This window comes from Singulisphaera chitinilytica, assembly GCF_049331405.1.
Taxonomy (GTDB): Bacteria; Planctomycetota; Planctomycetia; order Isosphaerales; family Isosphaeraceae; genus PoT.
Window position 1 is genome coordinate 5,268,639 of the sequence record NZ_CP186274.1, and the last position, 15,807, is coordinate 5,284,445.

Genomic DNA, 15,807 nt, shown 5'->3' on the forward strand with positions numbered 1-15,807 from the left:
TGAGGAGCCCCACCGCATGGAGTGGCTGCACGACTTGCATTCGGATGACATGATCTTCCTCGGCACGGTCTCCCTGCTCTCGGGAGTCGTCTTCGGCGTGGTGGCCAAGCTCGCCGGCGCGGGCCTGCGCAGGAGGAAGGCGCTATGATGATCCTCTTCGCACACCACCTCGAATCCCACCACGTCGGGATCGCCGCCGCCCTGTTCCTGACCGGCTCCATCATCGGCTGGTGGGGATGCACCCGCTGGATCGGTGCCGATGCCGGGGAGCGATCCTCGTCGTGAACCCAACAATCCCCAAGTCCCCCGGGCGAGACGAGGCTATCACGGAGGCGGCCCTGCACCGCCTCGATCGCCTGGCCAAGCCGGCGGGGAGCCTCGGGCTGCTCGAGGGCCTGGCCGCGCGCCTCTGCACGATCCAGGGGACCCTCGAGCCGAAGACGAGCCCGAGGCGCGTCGTCATCTTCGCGGCCGACCACGGGGTCGTCGCCGAGGGGGTGTCCGCCTGGCCCTCCTCGGTCACCGAGATCATGATTCGAGCGATCTCTCGCGGAGGGGCAGCCAGCACGGTCCTCGCCGAATCTTGCCGCGCCGAGTTGGTGCTCGTCGACGTCGGTTCCTGTTCCGATCCGATGGCACCGCATCCGGGCTATGAAGTGCGGCGGGTCGGCCCCGGGACCCGCAACCTGGCCGAGGGGCCCGCCATGAGCCCCGACGAGTTCCATGAAGCTCTGGCGATCGGCGCCGACCAGGCGCGGCGTGCTCGCGACGCCGGCATGCGGGTCGTGGCCGCGGGGGAGATGGGCATCGGCAATACGACGTCGGGCTCCTGCCTGGCATGCCTGCTCGCCGACGTCCCGATCGATAAGGCCGTCGGGCGAGGCGCGGGGGCCGATGACACGACTCTCGAACGGAAGCGTCGGGTCGTCGAGTCGGCGACCGCGCGGGCTCGACGGAGGCTCGACGATGATCCGGCCGGGGCGATCGCCGAGGTCGCCGGCTTCGAGATCGCAGCGATGGCCGGATTCTTCGCCGAGTCCCGGCGCCTCGGGCTAACGATCGTGCTCGACGGCATGATCGCCACGGCCGGGGCCTTGATCGCCGAGGTCCTGGAGCCCGGGACGGCCGACTCGATGATCGCCGCCCATCTATCCCAGGAGCCGGCCCATGCAAAGATGCTCGCGAAGCTCGGCCTCGAGCCGCTCCTGAGCAACTGGCGACTCCGCCTCGGCGAAGGGACCGGCGCCTTGCTCGCGATCCCCCTGCTGGATGCCGCCGCGGCGATGATCTCCCGGATGGATACGCTGGAAGACCTGGGGATCCTGCCCCCGGAGCCGGCCGAATGATCGACGGCGAGGTCGACGAGAAGGCGAAGCGGGGATGGTCCGTCGCACGCGTTCGGGGTGTGGTCCTGGATCAATGCCGGGACCTGTTCGTCGCCGTCCAGTTCCTGACGCGACTGCCGACCCCTCGCGTTGACCTCGACGACGAACTCGAGCGACGCCTGATCCTCGGCCGATCTACGGTCTATTTCCCCGTGGTAGGAGCCTTCCTCGGGGCGGTGACGGGCGGGACGATCCTACTCGCGGCGCAGCTCTGGCCGATCGCGATCGCCGTCGCACTCGGCCTCGCCTTCGAGGCGCTCCTGACCGGCGCCTTCCACGAGGACGCCGTGGCCGACTTCTGCGACGCCTTCGGCGGCGGCTGGACGCGCGAGGACATCCTCCGCATCCTCAAAGATAGCAGGGTCGGCTCCTTCGGCGTGCTCGGGCTCGGGCTCGCGGTGACGCTCCGCGGCGTCGCGCTCGGGTCGATCGAGGCGGACCGGCTCCTGTCCGCCTCGATGGCGTCGGCCAGCCTGGGGCGCTGGGCCGCGTTGCTCGCCATGTGGGCCCTGCCCCCGATCGCCGATCGGCCGAGCCTGAGCCGGGACGTCGGCCGGCAGGTCCCAATCGGTCGGTTGCTGCTGGGGACCGCGTTGGCACTTCCGGGCTGCGTCGGCCTGGCCGTCGTGAGCCCCTGGCGACTGGCGGCGGCCGTCGCGGCGATCCTGGCCGTGACGGCCTGGCTCGTGCGCTACGTCGGCCGGCGGATCGGCGGGATCAACGGCGACAGCCTGGGGTTCCTCTGCTACGTCGCGCAGGTCGTCGTGCTCCTCGCGGCGGCCGCCGGGGAGGTGGGATGATCCCGTCCGCCTCGAGCCTCATCCTCGTCCGCCATGCCCGCGTCGCGGCTCGCTACAACGGTGTCTGCTACGGCCGGAGCGACGTGCTGCTCGACCCCGAAGGAGTCGAGGAGAGCCGGGAGCTCGCGGAGTTCCTGTCCCGTTGGCCGATCCGGCACCTCGTCACCAGCGGGGCGACGCGGGCCCGCGTCCTGGCGGAGTTTCTCGCCGAGCGGATCGGCCTCGAAATGACCGTCGAGCCGGCCCTCCTGGAGCGCGACTTCGGGGCTTGGGAGCTGCGACCCTGGGACTCGATCTATCAGGAAGTCGGAGACGCGATGCAAGGGCTGATCCACGAGCCGGCGACCTATCGCCCGCCGGGGGGCGAGACGACGTACGAGCTGCGCGATCGGGCCGTCTCCTGGTATGCGCGTCGGCCGCGCGGGGGGCTGACCGTCGTCGTCACTCACGGAGGCCCGATCGCCGCGATCCGTGGGACGCTGGCCGGCAAAATCCCCGCCGATTGGCTCGACCTCATCCCGCGTCCGGGTTCCTGGATCGCCTTGGACAACGAGAGGGACGAAGTCGCCCTCACGCCGGGCGGGGGTTGGACCTCATGAAGTGGCGTGGCCTGCGTGTCTTTGGGCTCCTGGTCGTGATGGTCGCGACCGCGATCGCCAGTCTGGCGATCGGGCCGGTGCGGCTCCCGGCGCGCGAGATCGCCCGGGTCCTGATCGGGGGGAGTGGCGGCGCGGGCCTCAATGCCGAGGCGATCGTCTGGGAACTGCGGTTGCCTCGCGTGGCCCTGGCAACGATTGTCGGCATGGGCCTCGGCGCGGCGGGCGCGGCCTATCAGGGGCTCTTCCGCAACCCGCTGGCCGATCCGTTCGTGATCGGCGCGTCGAGCGGCTCGGCCCTGGGAGCGACGCTCGTGATCGTCTGCGCGGGCAATGCCGAGGCGGCTGGCTTCGGGGCCGTGCCGCTGGGAGGCTTCATCGGGGCACTCGCTGCGGCGGCGATTGTCTATTTCTCGACCGCCTGGTGGGGGAGGATGCCGCTGGTCGGCCTCTTACTGGCGGGCTCGGCGGTGAGCAGTTGTCTGGGCGGCCTGGTCTGGCTCCTGATGGTGCTGCACGACGAGGACCTGGCCCGGATCGTGGCTTGGCTGATGGGGAGCCTGGCCGGGCGAGGCTGGACGGCCGTCGCCGGGGGCGGCCTCTACGTGGCACTCGGGACTGTCGGGCTCTGGGCGCTGTCCCGGCCGCTGGACGCCCTCTCGCTGGGCGAGCAGCCGGCGCGGGCCCTGGGGCTCCCCTTGAAGATGGTGAGCGGGGCGGTCGTGGCCGCGGCCAGCCTCGCAACGGCCGCCGCCGTGGCGGTCGCGGGGGTCATCGGCTTCGTCGGGCTTGTGGCGCCGCACCTGGCCAGGGCCTGTGTCGGCGCCCGCCATCGCTTCCTGATCCCGGCCAGCGGCCTGATCGGGGCGATCCTCCTACTCGCGGCCGACGCCCTCGCGCGCACGCTCGCGTCCCCCATCGAGCTCCCCGTGGGCGTGCTGACCGCAATCCTCGGGGGACCTTTCTTCCTGGCCGTCATGGGCATGAGGGCGCGATGACTCCACCGGAACCGGGAGGCGAACGGCTGAGGGCCGACGCGCTGGCCTGCGGCTATGGCCGGGGCGATGTGCTAACGGGGGTGACGCTCGGCATCGAGCCGGGCACGATCCTAGCGCTGCTCGGCCCGAACGGATCGGGCAAGACAACCCTCCTGCGCACGCTCGCCCGCCTCCTCAAGCCGCGCGACGGTGTCGTCTACCTCGACGGCGCTCCACTCCTCTCGGGCCGCGATCGGTCTCGTGTCCATCTGAAGATCGCCGTCGCGTTGCCCGACGACGCGGGCGGTTCGACCCTCACCGTCGAGGAGGTCGTCCGGCTCGGCCGCGCCGCACATCGTGGCTGGTGGCGGCCCATGTCGGAGGAGGACGCGGCGGCGATCGAACTCGCGCTCGGCCAGGTCGACCTGGGTCGACTGCGCGATCGTCCCATCGCCGAGCTCTCATCGGGCGAGTGGCAGCGTGTCCTGCTGGCGAAGGCCCTGGCCCGAGGGCCGACGGTCCTGTTGCTGGACGAACCGACGGCCCACCTGGACCTCAACTATCAGATCGAGATCCTAGAGCTCGTCCGTCGCCTGGCCCGCGAGGGTGGGCTGGCCGTCGTCCTGAGCCTTCACGACGTCAACCAGGCCTCCTTCTGGGCCGACCGGATCGCGCTGGTGGCCGATGGGCGACTGCTCGAGGTCGGCACCCCCGAGGACGTCCTCACGACCGACCTCTTGCGGCAGGCCTTCCGCTGCGCGGTGGCCGTCGAACGCCACCCCGTCTCCGGGATCCCGATGGTCCTGCCGTACCGCCCCCCCTGCCCCGAGCCGAAGGGGGACGAGAGCCCATGAACGCCGGAGCTCTGCTCCCGATGCTGCTGGCGGTGGCCCTCGACCTGGCGTTCGGCGATCCCCCGAATCGACTCCACCCGGTCGCCTGGATCGGCTCCGCGCTGGTCGCGGCCCGGCGTCGGCTGATAAGGCCCGGGCGGGTGATCCCGCTGCTCCTCGGCGCTTCGCTGATGGTCGTCGGAGTGGCCTTCGCCCTGGCCCTGGGGATCGCCATTTCCCTGGGGTTGGCGAAGTTACCCACGCCCGCCGGCCTGATAGTCGAGGCGATCATGCTCAAGTCGCTCTTCTCGATACGGGGCCTCGCCCGCGCCGCGAGGGCCGTCGCCGAGGCACTCGATCGCTGCGATCTCCCCGAGGCGCGGAGGCTGGCCTCCTGGCACCTCGTGAGCCGCCCGACCGAAGGGCTGGATGGCCCGTTCGTCGCGGCGGCGGCGATCGAGTCGGTGGCTGAGAACGCCAGCGACAGCATCGTCGCCCCATTGCTTTATTACGGTGTGTTTGGCCTCCCGGGGGCGTTGGCTTATCGTTTCATCAACACCGCCGATTCCCTCTTCGGCTATCGTGACCCCGAACGCGAATGGCTCGGCAAGGTCCCCGCTCGCCTGGACGACCTGGCGAACCTGATCCCGGCCCGCCTCTCGGCGCTCATGATGGTCCTCGCCGCGCCGGTCGCTGGGGGTAGTTCGGTTCTCGCCTTTCGGATCTGGCGGCGCGACGCAAGCAAAACGGCCAGCCCCAACGCGGGCCGGCCGATGAGCGCCGCGGCCGGGGCCCTCGGAGTCGAGTTGGAGAAAGTCGGGGCCTACCACCTGGGCGCGGGGCTCCGGCTGCCAGGCCCCGATGACATCGGCCGTTCCATCCGCCTGCTGTGGGCGACCACCGGGCTGGCCCTCATCCCCATCGCGGCCTTGAAACTCCTCCTGGCGACCCGACACTTATATCAGCATTGACTAGTTTTTAGCAGAACGAGCAACATGGGTGAACTCATCCTCATCACGGGAGGCGTCCGCTGCGGCAAGAGCCGGTACGCCGAACGTCTGGCCGCCGATATCGGAAACGACCGAGTCGTCTACATCGCGACCGCCGAGGCGGGAGATGACGAGATGAAGGCCCGGATCGCCGCCCACCGAGCCGACCGCCCGGCCATGTGGGCGACACTTGAGGCCCCGCTGGACGTCGCCTCGGCCATCGTCGAGGCGTCCGGACGCCCCGAGTCTCCCCGCGCCATCCTCGTCGACTGCCTGACGATGCTGGTCAGCAACCTCCTGCTCGAGCGGGAAGGTGACGACGGGGCGAGGGTCGCCGGCCAGGTGGACGCGATCCGCGAGGCCTGCCTCCAATCTACCGCGACCGTGATCGTGGTCACGAATGAGGTCGGCTGGGGCGTAGTCCCCGCGACCCCGCTGGGCCGACGATATCGGGACCTGCTCGGCTCGGCCAACCAGTCGCTCGCGGAGGCTGCGGTGAAGGTCCTCCTGCTCGTCGCGGGGATCGCCGTCGATTACAAGGCCCTCGCCGAGGCCACGCTCGATCCCGATCGCAGGAACTCGCCATGAATCCTCACATCCTAATTCGTGCCCGGCTCGGGCTGATCGCGGCCTTGATCGGATCCCTCCCCGCCTGCAGTCGACAAGCCGCTCCGTCGGCGCCCGCCAAGCTTGCTCGACACGAGGTCAGGACAGACTCATGGCCCGTCGAGATCGTCGATGGCCTCGGGCGCAAGGTCCGGATCGCCCGTCCGCCCGAACGGATCGTCTCGCTGACGCCATCCAACACCGAGACCCTCTATGCCGTCGGCGCCGGTGGAAAGGTCGTCGCGGGGACATCCCTGGATGATTACCCGCCGGAGGTGAAGAAGCACGCGACGGTCGGTGGGATGGCGCCGAGGACAATCAACCTGGAGGCGATCGCGGCGTTGAAGCCCGACCTGGTCCTCGCCTCGGGCGGCGTGCAGGAGCCGATCATCGCCCCGCTCGAACGCCTGGGCCTGGTGGTCGTGGCGCTCGACGCCGAGGACTTCGAAGGCGTGGCCCGGAATATAAGGACGGTCGGCCGCCTCACCGGCCGGTCCGCCGAGGCCGAACGACTCTCCTCGCGATTCCTCGACCGCGTCGAGGCGGTCCGCCGCCGCGCCGGGACGAGGACTGCCCCCAAGCCCAAGGTCCTCTACCTCGTCCGCGAAGATCCGCTAATGACGGCCGGGCCGGGGACGTTCATCGGCCGGATGATCGAGGTCGCCGGCGGAATCAACACGTTCGGAGATGTATCGATCCGTTATCCCAGGCCTAGCGAGGAGGAGGTTCTCGCCCGCTCGCCCGAGATCATCCTGGCCTCGACCGGCGCAATGAACGGCGGTTCGGCGGGAGAGCCGGCCCGGCGCCAGCGTATCCTGTCGCGGGCGGGATGGGACCGGCTTCCGGCCATCCGGGGTGATCGCATCAGCTTCCTCGACGAGGATCTTGTCTCGCGGCCCGGCCCCCGGCTCGTCGAGGGGCTGGAGGCCATGGCCAAGGCTCTCGACATCGCGACTCATCCACGGAGCGAGGACGGCAATGCCGAGCCTCGAACCGATCGATAAGTCCGATGAGGCTGCGTCAGTACTCGATCCCCTTCTGAGGCATGACGCCCGACCGGTATGGGTGCTTGACGAGCTTCATCTCGGTGACGAGGTCCGCGAGCTCGATGAGCTCGGGCCGGGCATTGCGGCCGGTGATGACGACATGGAGCATCTCCCGCTTCCCGCGGAGTTCGTCAAGCACCTCGCCCAGCGGGAGGTACTCATATCGGAGCACGATGTTCAGTTCATCGAGGATGACGAGGTCGTAAGAAGGGTCGCGGAGCATCGCGACGGCCTCCTCCCAACCTTTGCGGGCCGTCTCGACATCGCGAGAGCGGTCCTGCGTATCCCATGTGAAGCCCTCGCCGAGGGATTTCATCGTGACCTGGGGACCAAGCTGGCCGAAGTAGGCGGCCTCGCCGGTGGCGATCGCCCCCTTGATGAACTGGATGATCCCGACGCGCATGCCGTGGCCAAGGGAGCGAGACACCAGGCCGAAGGCGGCCGACGACTTCCCCTTGCCGGCCCCGGTATTGACGATGATCAGCCCTTTTTCCCGGGTCGCCTGCGCGAGCCGGGTCTCATGGGCCTCCTTGAGCCGGATCATCCGCTCCTTGTGCCGACCGTCCCGATCGTCATGCTCTTCGGTCACCTCTCGCCTCCAGATTTGGTAAGCATCTTCACTTTTTGATGATTTCCACGAGGGCCTCGATGTCGACGGCCCCCTCAACCTCATCCGCCAGCCGGTCCAGCGCGAGCCGGAATCGTTCGCGATACCCGGGCATTTCGGTTGGGGCGGGGCTCAGGGCCCTGCGCCCTCGCCGTCGTGACGCCAGCGAATCGAGCCAGGCGCGGCGGAAGCGGTCGTCGTCGAAGAGGCCGTGTACGTAACATCCCCAGATCGAGCCGTCGACTGTGGCGGCACCATCCGGGGCCTCGCCGCAACCTTCACCCTCCCGGGCGATCGCGAGCCAGGGATGGACGTCTGCTATCGTTGAACGGCCTGAGTGGATCTCGTAGCCGGCGAGTTCGTGGCCGGCGAGTGTCACCATCCATCCCGGCCCACCGACAATGCGGGCACGGACGCGGTGCGTCAGCTTGACCGTCGCGAAGGTCGTGGCGACGGGCAGCAGGGCCAGGCCATCCGTTTCAGGGCGATCCGACTCGACGCAAGCCGGGTCGAGGATCGTTCGGCCCAGCATCTGGTAACCGCCACAGATCCCGACGACGTTGATCCCATCCCGGGCGAGTTCGCCGATGCGATTGTGGAGCCCCGTGGTCCGGAGCCAGCCGAGGTCGGCGACGGTCGACTTTGACCCCGGCAGGATCACCGCATCGGGCCTGCCGAGCGAGTCGACCGACTCGACGAAACGGACGCGGACGCCCGGCTCGGATTGGAGCGGATTGAAGTCGTCGAAGTTCGCGATGTGCGGCAGGCGCACGACCGCGATGTCGAGGGCGTCATCGGGCGAATGGCCATAACCCACGGCGCTGAGGGTCGCCGCATCCTCTTCCGGCAGGCCGAGGCCCGGCAGGTAGGGGACGACGCCGAGGACGGGGAGAGTTGATCGCTCCTCCAGGATGGCGACGCCGTCGTAGAACAAGGCCGGGTCGCCCCGGAACTTGTTGACGATCAGCCCGCGAACGAGGCGACGCTCCTCTTCGGGCAGCAGCCAGAGCGTGCCGAGGAGCTGGGCGAAGACGCCGCCCCGGTCGATATCCCCCACCAGCACGACGGGGGCCTCGGCATACCGGGCGACCGCCATGTTCACCATGTCGGATGCCTGTAGGTTCAGCTCGGCGGGGCTGCCGGCCCCCTCGATGATGACGAGATCGTAGAGGCTCCTCAGTCGGTCGAGCGACTCCGTGACCACCGCCCAGAGGGTCTTCTTGCGGTCGTAGTACTGCCCGGCGGAGAGGGTGTGCCAGGGGCGGCCCCTCACCACCACTTGAGATCGGTGGTCGGCCTCGGGCTTCAGGAGGACCGGGTTCATGTCGACGACGGGCTCGATCCCCGAGGCGAGCGCCTGGAGTGCCTGGGACCGGCCGATCTCGCCGCCATCGGCGCAGACGGCGGCGTTGTTCGACATATTCTGGGCCTTGAATGGTGCCACCCGCACCCCGCGCCGGGCGAAGATCCGGCACAAGGCGGTCACCATGAGGCTCTTGCCCACTGAGGAGCTGGCCCCCTGCACCATCAGGGTCGAGCCCGGCCCCCTCGCGTCGTCGTTCAACGCCGGCCTCCCTTCAGGCCCGGAGGATCGATCCGCTCGATGACCGCATCGGCGGAGAGGCCGGCCAGAGGCAGGTGGTCGGCCCCCATCGCGGCGGCCAGCTCGGGAACACGACCGACCCGACCGAATCCCTCCTCGGTGTCGAAGACCACGGCCGAGGCCCCGACCGAAGCGAGTCGCTCCCCGGCGGCCAGGGCTTGCGTCCAGGGTTCTCCCTCGCCTCCGGGGAGCGGGACGTTCGCCCGACCGTCGGTCAGGAGCACGACCATCGCCGGCCCGCCCTGGCATTCCCGGACGATCAAGTCGGCGGCGAGCGTCAGGGCGTGGGCCAGCGGCGTCCGGCCGCCGGTCGGGAGCTGACGGAGGACCGCCTCGGCCCGGTCGACGCTCCGGGACGGAGGCAGGACGACTTCGGCGCGAGGCCCGCGGCATGCGACGACGGCGACCCGATCTCGGCGGCGATAGGCGTCGCCGAGCAGGCCGAGGATGGCCCCCTTCGTCGCCTCCATCCGGCGCCTCGCCCCCATCGACCCGGAGGTGTCGACGACGAAGACGATCAGGGCGCTCACCTGGGCCGCCCGCACCTTCCCGTGCAAATCGCTTCTCTCGATCGCGGGAACGCCGCTCGTCCCCGGGCTGCGACGGACCGCGGCCCGGAGGGTGGCGTCGACGGCGAGTTCGCGCGGCGACTCATCCGCCACGGCGCGGATGAAAGGCCCGCGGCCCGCCGAGCCCCCCGCCATCCGTTTCCCGGGGTGGGCAGGCCGATCCCTCGCCACGCTCCCGGTTTCGAGCTCGAGGCGAGGCACCAGCGGCGGATCGCCGGGGGCGATGACTTGCTCCTCGCCGTCGCCCTCAGCTTCACCCGAGGAGTCGTCTTCATCTGGAGCCGGCGAAGGACGCGGACCATCGAAGTCGGGCAGGTCGTCCTCGCCTCCAGTCCCGTCCTGGGTTGGGGGAGGCGAGGCGGGACCATGCCCGCCCGGTTCCTGGCCCTCGGGCTCGTCCGGCCCCAGCGCCCGATCGATGGCCTCGCGGTCGAGGCCCGGCTGCTGGAACGGCTGGCGACGCCTCCGATGGGGGAGGACGTACTCGGCAGCGGTCCGGAGGTCATCCCTCCGCACGCGATCCCGGCCGTCGAGAGCGGCCAGGGCCCGCGACGCCTTGAACAGGGCGATATCAGCACGCAGGCCGTCCACCTGCGACTCACAGCAGAGCCGGGCGATCGCGGTGAGCAGGCCCGGAGCCACGACCACGTCCCGGAGTCGCTGCCTCGCCTCCGCGATCTTGATCCCGATCGCCCGATCCTCGTCATCCCAGCATGCGGCGAAGCCAGCCGGATCCGCCTCGAACTCGAGCCGGCGGCGAACGACCTCGGCGCGGAGTTCATAATCTCGCGGCGCGGCGACCTCGACCATCAGGCCGAACCGGTCGAGCAACTGCGGCCTCAGCTCCCCCTCCTCCGGGTTCATGCTGCCGATCAGCAGGAAGCGGGCGGGGTGGCGGGCCGAGATCCCGTCGCGCTCGACGGTGTTGATGCCCGAGGCCGCGACGTCGAGCAGACCGTCGACCAGGTGATCGGGCAGCAGGTTGACCTCGTCGACATAGAGCACGCCGCGATGGGCGCGTGCGAGCAGACCCGGCCTGAGGGCCGAACGCCCCTCCTTCAGCACGCGGTCAAGGTCGAGCGTCCCCAGCACCCGATCCTCGGTGGCCCCGATCGGCAGCTCGACGTGCGCCGGGTGCGACTCGACCGCCCGCCGCTCCCCGACGGCCTCCGCGCACGAGGGGCAATCGGGCCAGGGCGATTCGATGTCGCAACGGAACGGACAGCCCTCCACGGCCCGGATCGTGGGGAGGAGCCGGGACAGCCCGCGCGCCGCGGTGCTCTTGGCGGTCCCCTTCTCGCCGCGGATCAGGACGCCGCCGAGCGTCGGGTCGACCGCGGCGATGAGCAGCGCGACCTTGAGCGACTCCTGCCCGGCGAGTGCACCGAAGGGATATCCGATGTCATGTTCACTCATGATCGTCCATTCGGCCGCGAGGCGGGAGGCTCGGCCCGCGCCTCCAGGGCCGCCTCGGTCTCCAGGATAGTCTTCTTGAGGGCGTCGAGGGTGGCGGCGTCGGGCTCGGCCCAGAGGCTACGCTCGGCGGCCTCGATCAGCCGTTCGCCGATCGCCTGCAGCGCCCAGGGGTTGCTGCGCTCGAGGAAGGAACGCGTCGTCGGGTCGAGTGCATACGCTTGCGCGACGCGGTCGTACATCCAATCCTCGACGACCCCGGTCGTCGCGTCGTACCCGAACAGGTAGTCGACCGTCGCGTTCAGCTCCAGGCCCCCCTTGTAGCCATGCCGGCGGATCGCATCAAGCCATTTAGGATTGACGACCCGCGTGCGGAAGACGCGGAGGGCCTCATCCTTGAGGTCGCGGACCTTCGGTCGTTGAGGATCTTGCGAGTCCCCGAACTCCTGGCGGGGCAGGCGGCCCGAGAGGGCCCGGATCGTGGCGATCATGCCGCCGTGGAACTGGAAGTAGTCGTCGCTGTCAAAGATATCGTGCTCGCGATTGTCCTGGTTGTGCAGGGCCACCTGGACCCCCGCAAGTTGGTGGCGGAAGGCGTCGCGGGCGTCGACCCCCTGCTCCCCGGCCGTGTAGGCGTAGCCCCCCCAGTTGACGTAGGCCTCGGCGAAGTCCCCCGGCTCGCTCCAGTTCTTCTCGTCGATCAGGGGCAGGATCCCCGCGCCATAGCTGCCCGGCTTGGCCCCGAAGACGCGATAGCGTGCCTTGCGCTCGGCCTCGGCCTCGCAGCCGCCGTCATCGAGGCCGGCGGCCAGGTCGGCGAGGTAGTGCTTGCGGACGAAGTTGCTCTCCGGATCCTCGTCGAGCGTGGCCACGCACTCGACGGCCTCATCCAGCAAGGCGATCAGATGCGGGAAGGCGTCGCGGAAGAACCCGCTGATCCGGATCACCACGTCGACCCTGGGCCGGCCCAGTTCCTCGAGGGGGATCACCTCGAAGCCGAGGACCCGGCGGTTCTCGCGGTGCCAGGTCGGCCGCACGCCGAGCAGGGCGAGGACCTCGGCGACATCGTCTCCCTGGGTCCGGATCGCGCTCGTGCCCCAGACGCTGATGCCGACCCGCTCGGGCATCTCGCCCGTCGCCACGCGATGACGCTCGACGACCTCACGGGCCAGGGCCTGGCCGACCTCCCACGACGACGGCGAGGGCAGGCATCGCGGGTCGACCGCGTAGAAGTTACGTCCGGTCGGCAGCACGTGGGCCATGCCCCGGGTCGGGGCCCCGCTGGGCCCCGGCGGCACGTAACGACCCTCGAGCGCGGCGAGCAGGTTCGTCGTCTCCTCCTCCGTCCGCGCCAGCTTCGGCACGAGGTCGCGGCACACGAACGCCCCGACGCGTGCCAGCGCATCGTCAGGGCCGCGATTGTCGCCGAAGATCTCTCCAATCGCCTCGCCGACATCCTCCGCGACGAACCCGCGACGCTGCAAAGCCCGGAGATACCATCCGGCCAGTTCATCGACGGCCTCGAGCGCATCCCCCCGAGTCACGATCGGCCGGCCAACCCGCTCGGCGAGCCTTGCTTGCCCCTCGCCAACCTCGTCGAACCGCTTCCCGAGCCCCTCCTGGAGGTCGTCGGGATCGAGCCCGAACGGCGAGCAGGCCGCGGCGCGGAGGCTCGGCGCGTCCAGGTTCGGCAGCCGGGTCAGGGCCTGCAGGAGGTCGGCGAGTTGCTCGCCTTCCGGAGCCAGGCCGAAGGTGTGGAGGCCGTCGCGGATCTGCGCCCCGGCGAGCTCACAGAGGTAGGCGTCCAGGTCTTCGAGGAGGTGGGCGACCTCACGCCCTTGCATGCTCGCGAGCGAGACGGGCGTGCCCTCGGCGGTGAGGCCCTCGTCCCACTCGTGCTTGTGGTCGCCGTGGTCCTGCGTCATCAGCCGTGCGAGGTCGCTGTCGAGGCGGGCCTTCTTGATGAGGTCCCAGATCTGGCGCTGCAGGACCGGCAGCTTCGAAGGGTCGAGAAGCTCGACCTGATAATACTCGTCCACGAGCTGCGCGAGTTGCTCCAGCTCCCCATACACGCCGGCACTCGTGAGCGGGGGGACCAGATGGTCGACGAGCACCGCATGCCCGCGCCGCTTCGCCTGCGCGCCCTCGCCGGGGTCGTTCAGGATGAACGGATAGAAGAGCGGCAGGTCGGCCAGGAAGGCGTCCGGAGCGCAGCTACCGGAGAGGCCGACGCCCTTGCCGGGCAGCCACTCCAGGGTCCCGTGCTTGCCGAAATGGACGATCGCATCGGCCCCCCAGTCGTCCCGCAGCCAGCGGTAGAGGGCGTAGTAATTGTGCGGGGGCGGCAGGTCGGGCTGGTGGTAGATCGCCGCGGGGTCCATCCCGTAGCCGCGCGGCGGCTGAAGAGCAAGGAACACGTTCCCCAGCTCCAGCCCCGCCAGCGAGATCGCCCCATCCTGGACGTAGGCCTCGCCGGGGGGCGGCCCCCACTGCTCGACCATCCCGCGCCTCAGGGCCTCGGGCAGCTCGTCGAACCACTCGGCGTATCGCCCCACCGGCACGCGCCCCGCGGCGCGGGCGAGTTGCTCGGTCGTCAGCACCGTCTCGTCATACGAGCAGCGGTCGATCAGTTCATGGATCAACGAGTCACCATCGGGCGGGACGCCCTCGATCCGGTAGCCCGCCTCGCGCATCGCGGCGAAAAGGCGGATCAACGAAGCCGGCGCATCGAGCCCCACGGCATTCCCGATTCGCGCGGCCTTCCCGGGCGCGTTCGTCAAGATGACGGCGATCCGCTTCCGCTCGTTCGGGATCCTGGCGAGGGCCGCGAACCTCGCGGCCAGGCCGGCGACCCTCGCGACGCGGTCGGGCTCGGCGACGTACCGTGGCGCATCCTCGGCGCCCTGCCCCGCCGATTCCTTGAACGAGATCGGCACGGTGATGATCCGGCCGTCCAGCTCCGGGACCGCGACGTTCATCGCCGTGTCGAGCGGCCCGAGCCCCCTCGGGCTGGCCTCCCACTGACGCCTGGGCGAGCCGCTGGCGATCGCCTGGAGGATCGGCACGTCCAGGGATTCGAGCGCGGCCACCGAGCCGCCCCGGGACCAGACGCGGGCCTCGGCCATCGCGAACGACATCGTCGTCACCAGCACATCGATCAGCCGCTCGCCGCCGCGATAGAAGAGGTCGAATGCGGCGGGCCAGGCCGACGAAGGCCTCCCCGGCTCCGACGAAGGCTCCTTGAGGGAGTCCGTGAACACCGGGAGCGTATTGGCCCCCGCCGCCTGGATGGCGTCGATCAGGTCATCCACGAACTCCAGGTTCCCGCTCAGCCAGTGGGCTCGGTAGAAGAGCACGCCCACCGTGGGCCGCGAAGAATCGCGACGGCCGACCCATTCGGCCAGCGTCGCCTCGCGCGGGAGGTCGGGGTGATAGATCCCGTGACGCGGCGGACTGCCGGGGGGCGAGGAGCCGAGGTCCGCCCTCAGCAGCTCGTCGGCCAGGAACCGGATGAGGTTCTCGATGTTGGCCGTCCCCCCTGCGGTGAGGTAGGCGGCGGCCCGCTCGATCACGGCAGCCGGGACGGTCGAGCCGGCGAGAAATTCCGGGACCGTCGGCCCGACGGCGTTGATGAGCAGCAGCCTGAGGTCGGTCAGCCGGGCGAACTGCGCCAATCGTCGCCACCCAGGCAGATCGTCGGGGCCACCGTGCACGCGAGCGACCACGACGCGGGCGACCCTGCCCCCGTCGTCGACGAGGGCGGCCAGGTGCTCGTCGGATTTCACCCGGTTCAGGCTGGCCGTCCGTGCCCTGGGCAGGCCGACGGGCGAGTCGGCCATCGCCTTCTGCAGCGTCAATAAGTCCGTGTCGGCGTGCGAGAGCAGCAGGATCTCGTCGGCCGGCTTCGATCCCGGGTCGATGAAGACGCCCTCGCCCTCTCGCCCCTCCGTGTCGCCGGAGAGCATGGCCTCCTCCGGCCAGGCGTAGTAGTCGAAGGCTAACTCGGCCAGTTCGGAGGTCGGCGGCAGGTAGCGGTCGGCCGCGAGCATCCGGTCGAGGTAGTCGTAGATCGCCAGGATCTGCGACTCGTGATTGATCGACTGGAACCAGACGCGGCGGCCGTCGAAGAGCACCAGCGCCACGTTCAGCAGGGGACAAGGCCCGAGGCATCCGCTCATCGTGAGCTGGACGCGATCCCGGATCCCCCGGCGCTTGTACTCCTGCTTGTAGAAGTCGATGGAGACCGCCGGCTTCCCCTTGTCATCACGCCCGCAGCAGCACCCCCGGGCGCACACCAACAGGTGCCCCCGCTTCGGCGCGATGTGGATGGACTTCCCGTCGTTCCTGAGAACACGACGTCGGCTGATCGGCTGTGACACGGCG

The 15,807-nt window shown here is 69.8% G+C and carries 14 protein-coding genes; 10 read left to right on the forward strand and 4 right to left on the reverse strand.

Annotated elements, in window-relative coordinates:
- The first annotated feature begins 16 nt into the window (after positions 1-16).
- From ACOYYX_RS20990 to ACOYYX_RS21035, 10 genes are read left to right on the forward strand one after another with little or no spacing between them, the layout of a single operon-like run.
- Positions 17-148: a hypothetical protein gene (locus tag ACOYYX_RS20990; protein ID WP_422923379.1), complete on the forward strand. Its 132-nt coding sequence runs from the start codon at positions 17-19 to the stop codon at positions 146-148.
- Entirely contained in the window at positions 145-285 is a 141-nt protein-coding gene (locus tag ACOYYX_RS20995; protein WP_422923381.1) for a hypothetical protein, read from the forward strand. The genes ACOYYX_RS20990 and ACOYYX_RS20995 overlap by 4 nt, the downstream gene beginning before the upstream one ends.
- Positions 282-1,346, forward strand: a complete 1,065-nt coding sequence (gene cobT, locus ACOYYX_RS21000; protein WP_422923383.1) for a nicotinate-nucleotide--dimethylbenzimidazole phosphoribosyltransferase — start codon at positions 282-284, stop codon at positions 1,344-1,346. Before ACOYYX_RS20995 ends, cobT begins: the two co-directional genes overlap by 4 nt.
- Positions 1,343-2,185, forward strand: a complete 843-nt coding sequence (locus ACOYYX_RS21005) for an adenosylcobinamide-GDP ribazoletransferase (RefSeq protein WP_422923385.1) — start codon at positions 1,343-1,345, stop codon at positions 2,183-2,185. The genes cobT and ACOYYX_RS21005 overlap by 4 nt, the downstream gene beginning before the upstream one ends.
- Positions 2,182-2,784 carry a histidine phosphatase family protein gene (locus ACOYYX_RS21010; RefSeq protein ID WP_422923387.1) on the forward strand — a complete coding sequence of 201 codons (603 nt, stop codon included), beginning with the start codon at positions 2,182-2,184 and terminating at the stop codon, positions 2,782-2,784. Before ACOYYX_RS21005 ends, ACOYYX_RS21010 begins: the two co-directional genes overlap by 4 nt.
- Entirely contained in the window at positions 2,781-3,779 is a 999-nt protein-coding gene (locus ACOYYX_RS21015; RefSeq protein WP_422923389.1) for a FecCD family ABC transporter permease, read from the forward strand. Before ACOYYX_RS21010 ends, ACOYYX_RS21015 begins: the two co-directional genes overlap by 4 nt.
- A complete protein-coding gene (locus ACOYYX_RS21020; protein ID WP_422923391.1) occupies positions 3,776-4,612 on the forward strand; it encodes an ABC transporter ATP-binding protein in 837 nt (278 codons plus the stop codon). The genes ACOYYX_RS21015 and ACOYYX_RS21020 overlap by 4 nt, the downstream gene beginning before the upstream one ends.
- Positions 4,609-5,562, forward strand: a complete 954-nt coding sequence (cbiB, locus tag ACOYYX_RS21025; RefSeq protein WP_422923392.1) for an adenosylcobinamide-phosphate synthase CbiB — start codon at positions 4,609-4,611, stop codon at positions 5,560-5,562. Before ACOYYX_RS21020 ends, cbiB begins: the two co-directional genes overlap by 4 nt.
- Before the next feature lie 24 nt (positions 5,563-5,586).
- Positions 5,587-6,168 (forward strand): bifunctional adenosylcobinamide kinase/adenosylcobinamide-phosphate guanylyltransferase, encoded by a 582-nt coding sequence (cobU, locus tag ACOYYX_RS21030; protein WP_422923393.1) that lies wholly within the window; start codon positions 5,587-5,589, stop codon positions 6,166-6,168.
- A complete protein-coding gene (locus ACOYYX_RS21035; RefSeq protein WP_422923395.1) occupies positions 6,165-7,190 on the forward strand; it encodes an ABC transporter substrate-binding protein in 1,026 nt (341 codons plus the stop codon). The genes cobU and ACOYYX_RS21035 overlap by 4 nt, the downstream gene beginning before the upstream one ends.
- A gap of 16 nt (positions 7,191-7,206) precedes the next feature.
- Here the strand turns inward: ACOYYX_RS21035 and cobO are convergent, their stop codons facing one another.
- From cobO to ACOYYX_RS21055, 4 genes are all read right to left on the reverse strand, one after another.
- Entirely contained in the window at positions 7,207-7,776 is a 570-nt protein-coding gene (gene cobO, locus ACOYYX_RS21040; protein ID WP_422931648.1) for a cob(I)yrinic acid a,c-diamide adenosyltransferase, read from the reverse strand.
- 73 nt (positions 7,777-7,849) lie between these two features.
- Positions 7,850-9,367, reverse strand: coding sequence for a cobyric acid synthase (locus tag ACOYYX_RS21045; protein ID WP_422931649.1), 1,518 nt, complete (start codon positions 9,365-9,367; stop codon positions 7,850-7,852).
- 32 nt (positions 9,368-9,399) lie between these two features.
- Positions 9,400-11,427 (reverse strand): magnesium chelatase subunit D family protein, encoded by a 2,028-nt coding sequence (locus tag ACOYYX_RS21050; RefSeq protein WP_422923397.1) that lies wholly within the window; start codon positions 11,425-11,427, stop codon positions 9,400-9,402.
- Positions 11,424-15,803, reverse strand: a complete 4,380-nt coding sequence (locus ACOYYX_RS21055; RefSeq protein WP_422923399.1) for a cobaltochelatase subunit CobN — start codon at positions 15,801-15,803, stop codon at positions 11,424-11,426. Before ACOYYX_RS21055 ends, ACOYYX_RS21050 begins: the two co-directional genes overlap by 4 nt.
- Positions 15,804-15,807: the final 4 nt, after the last annotated feature.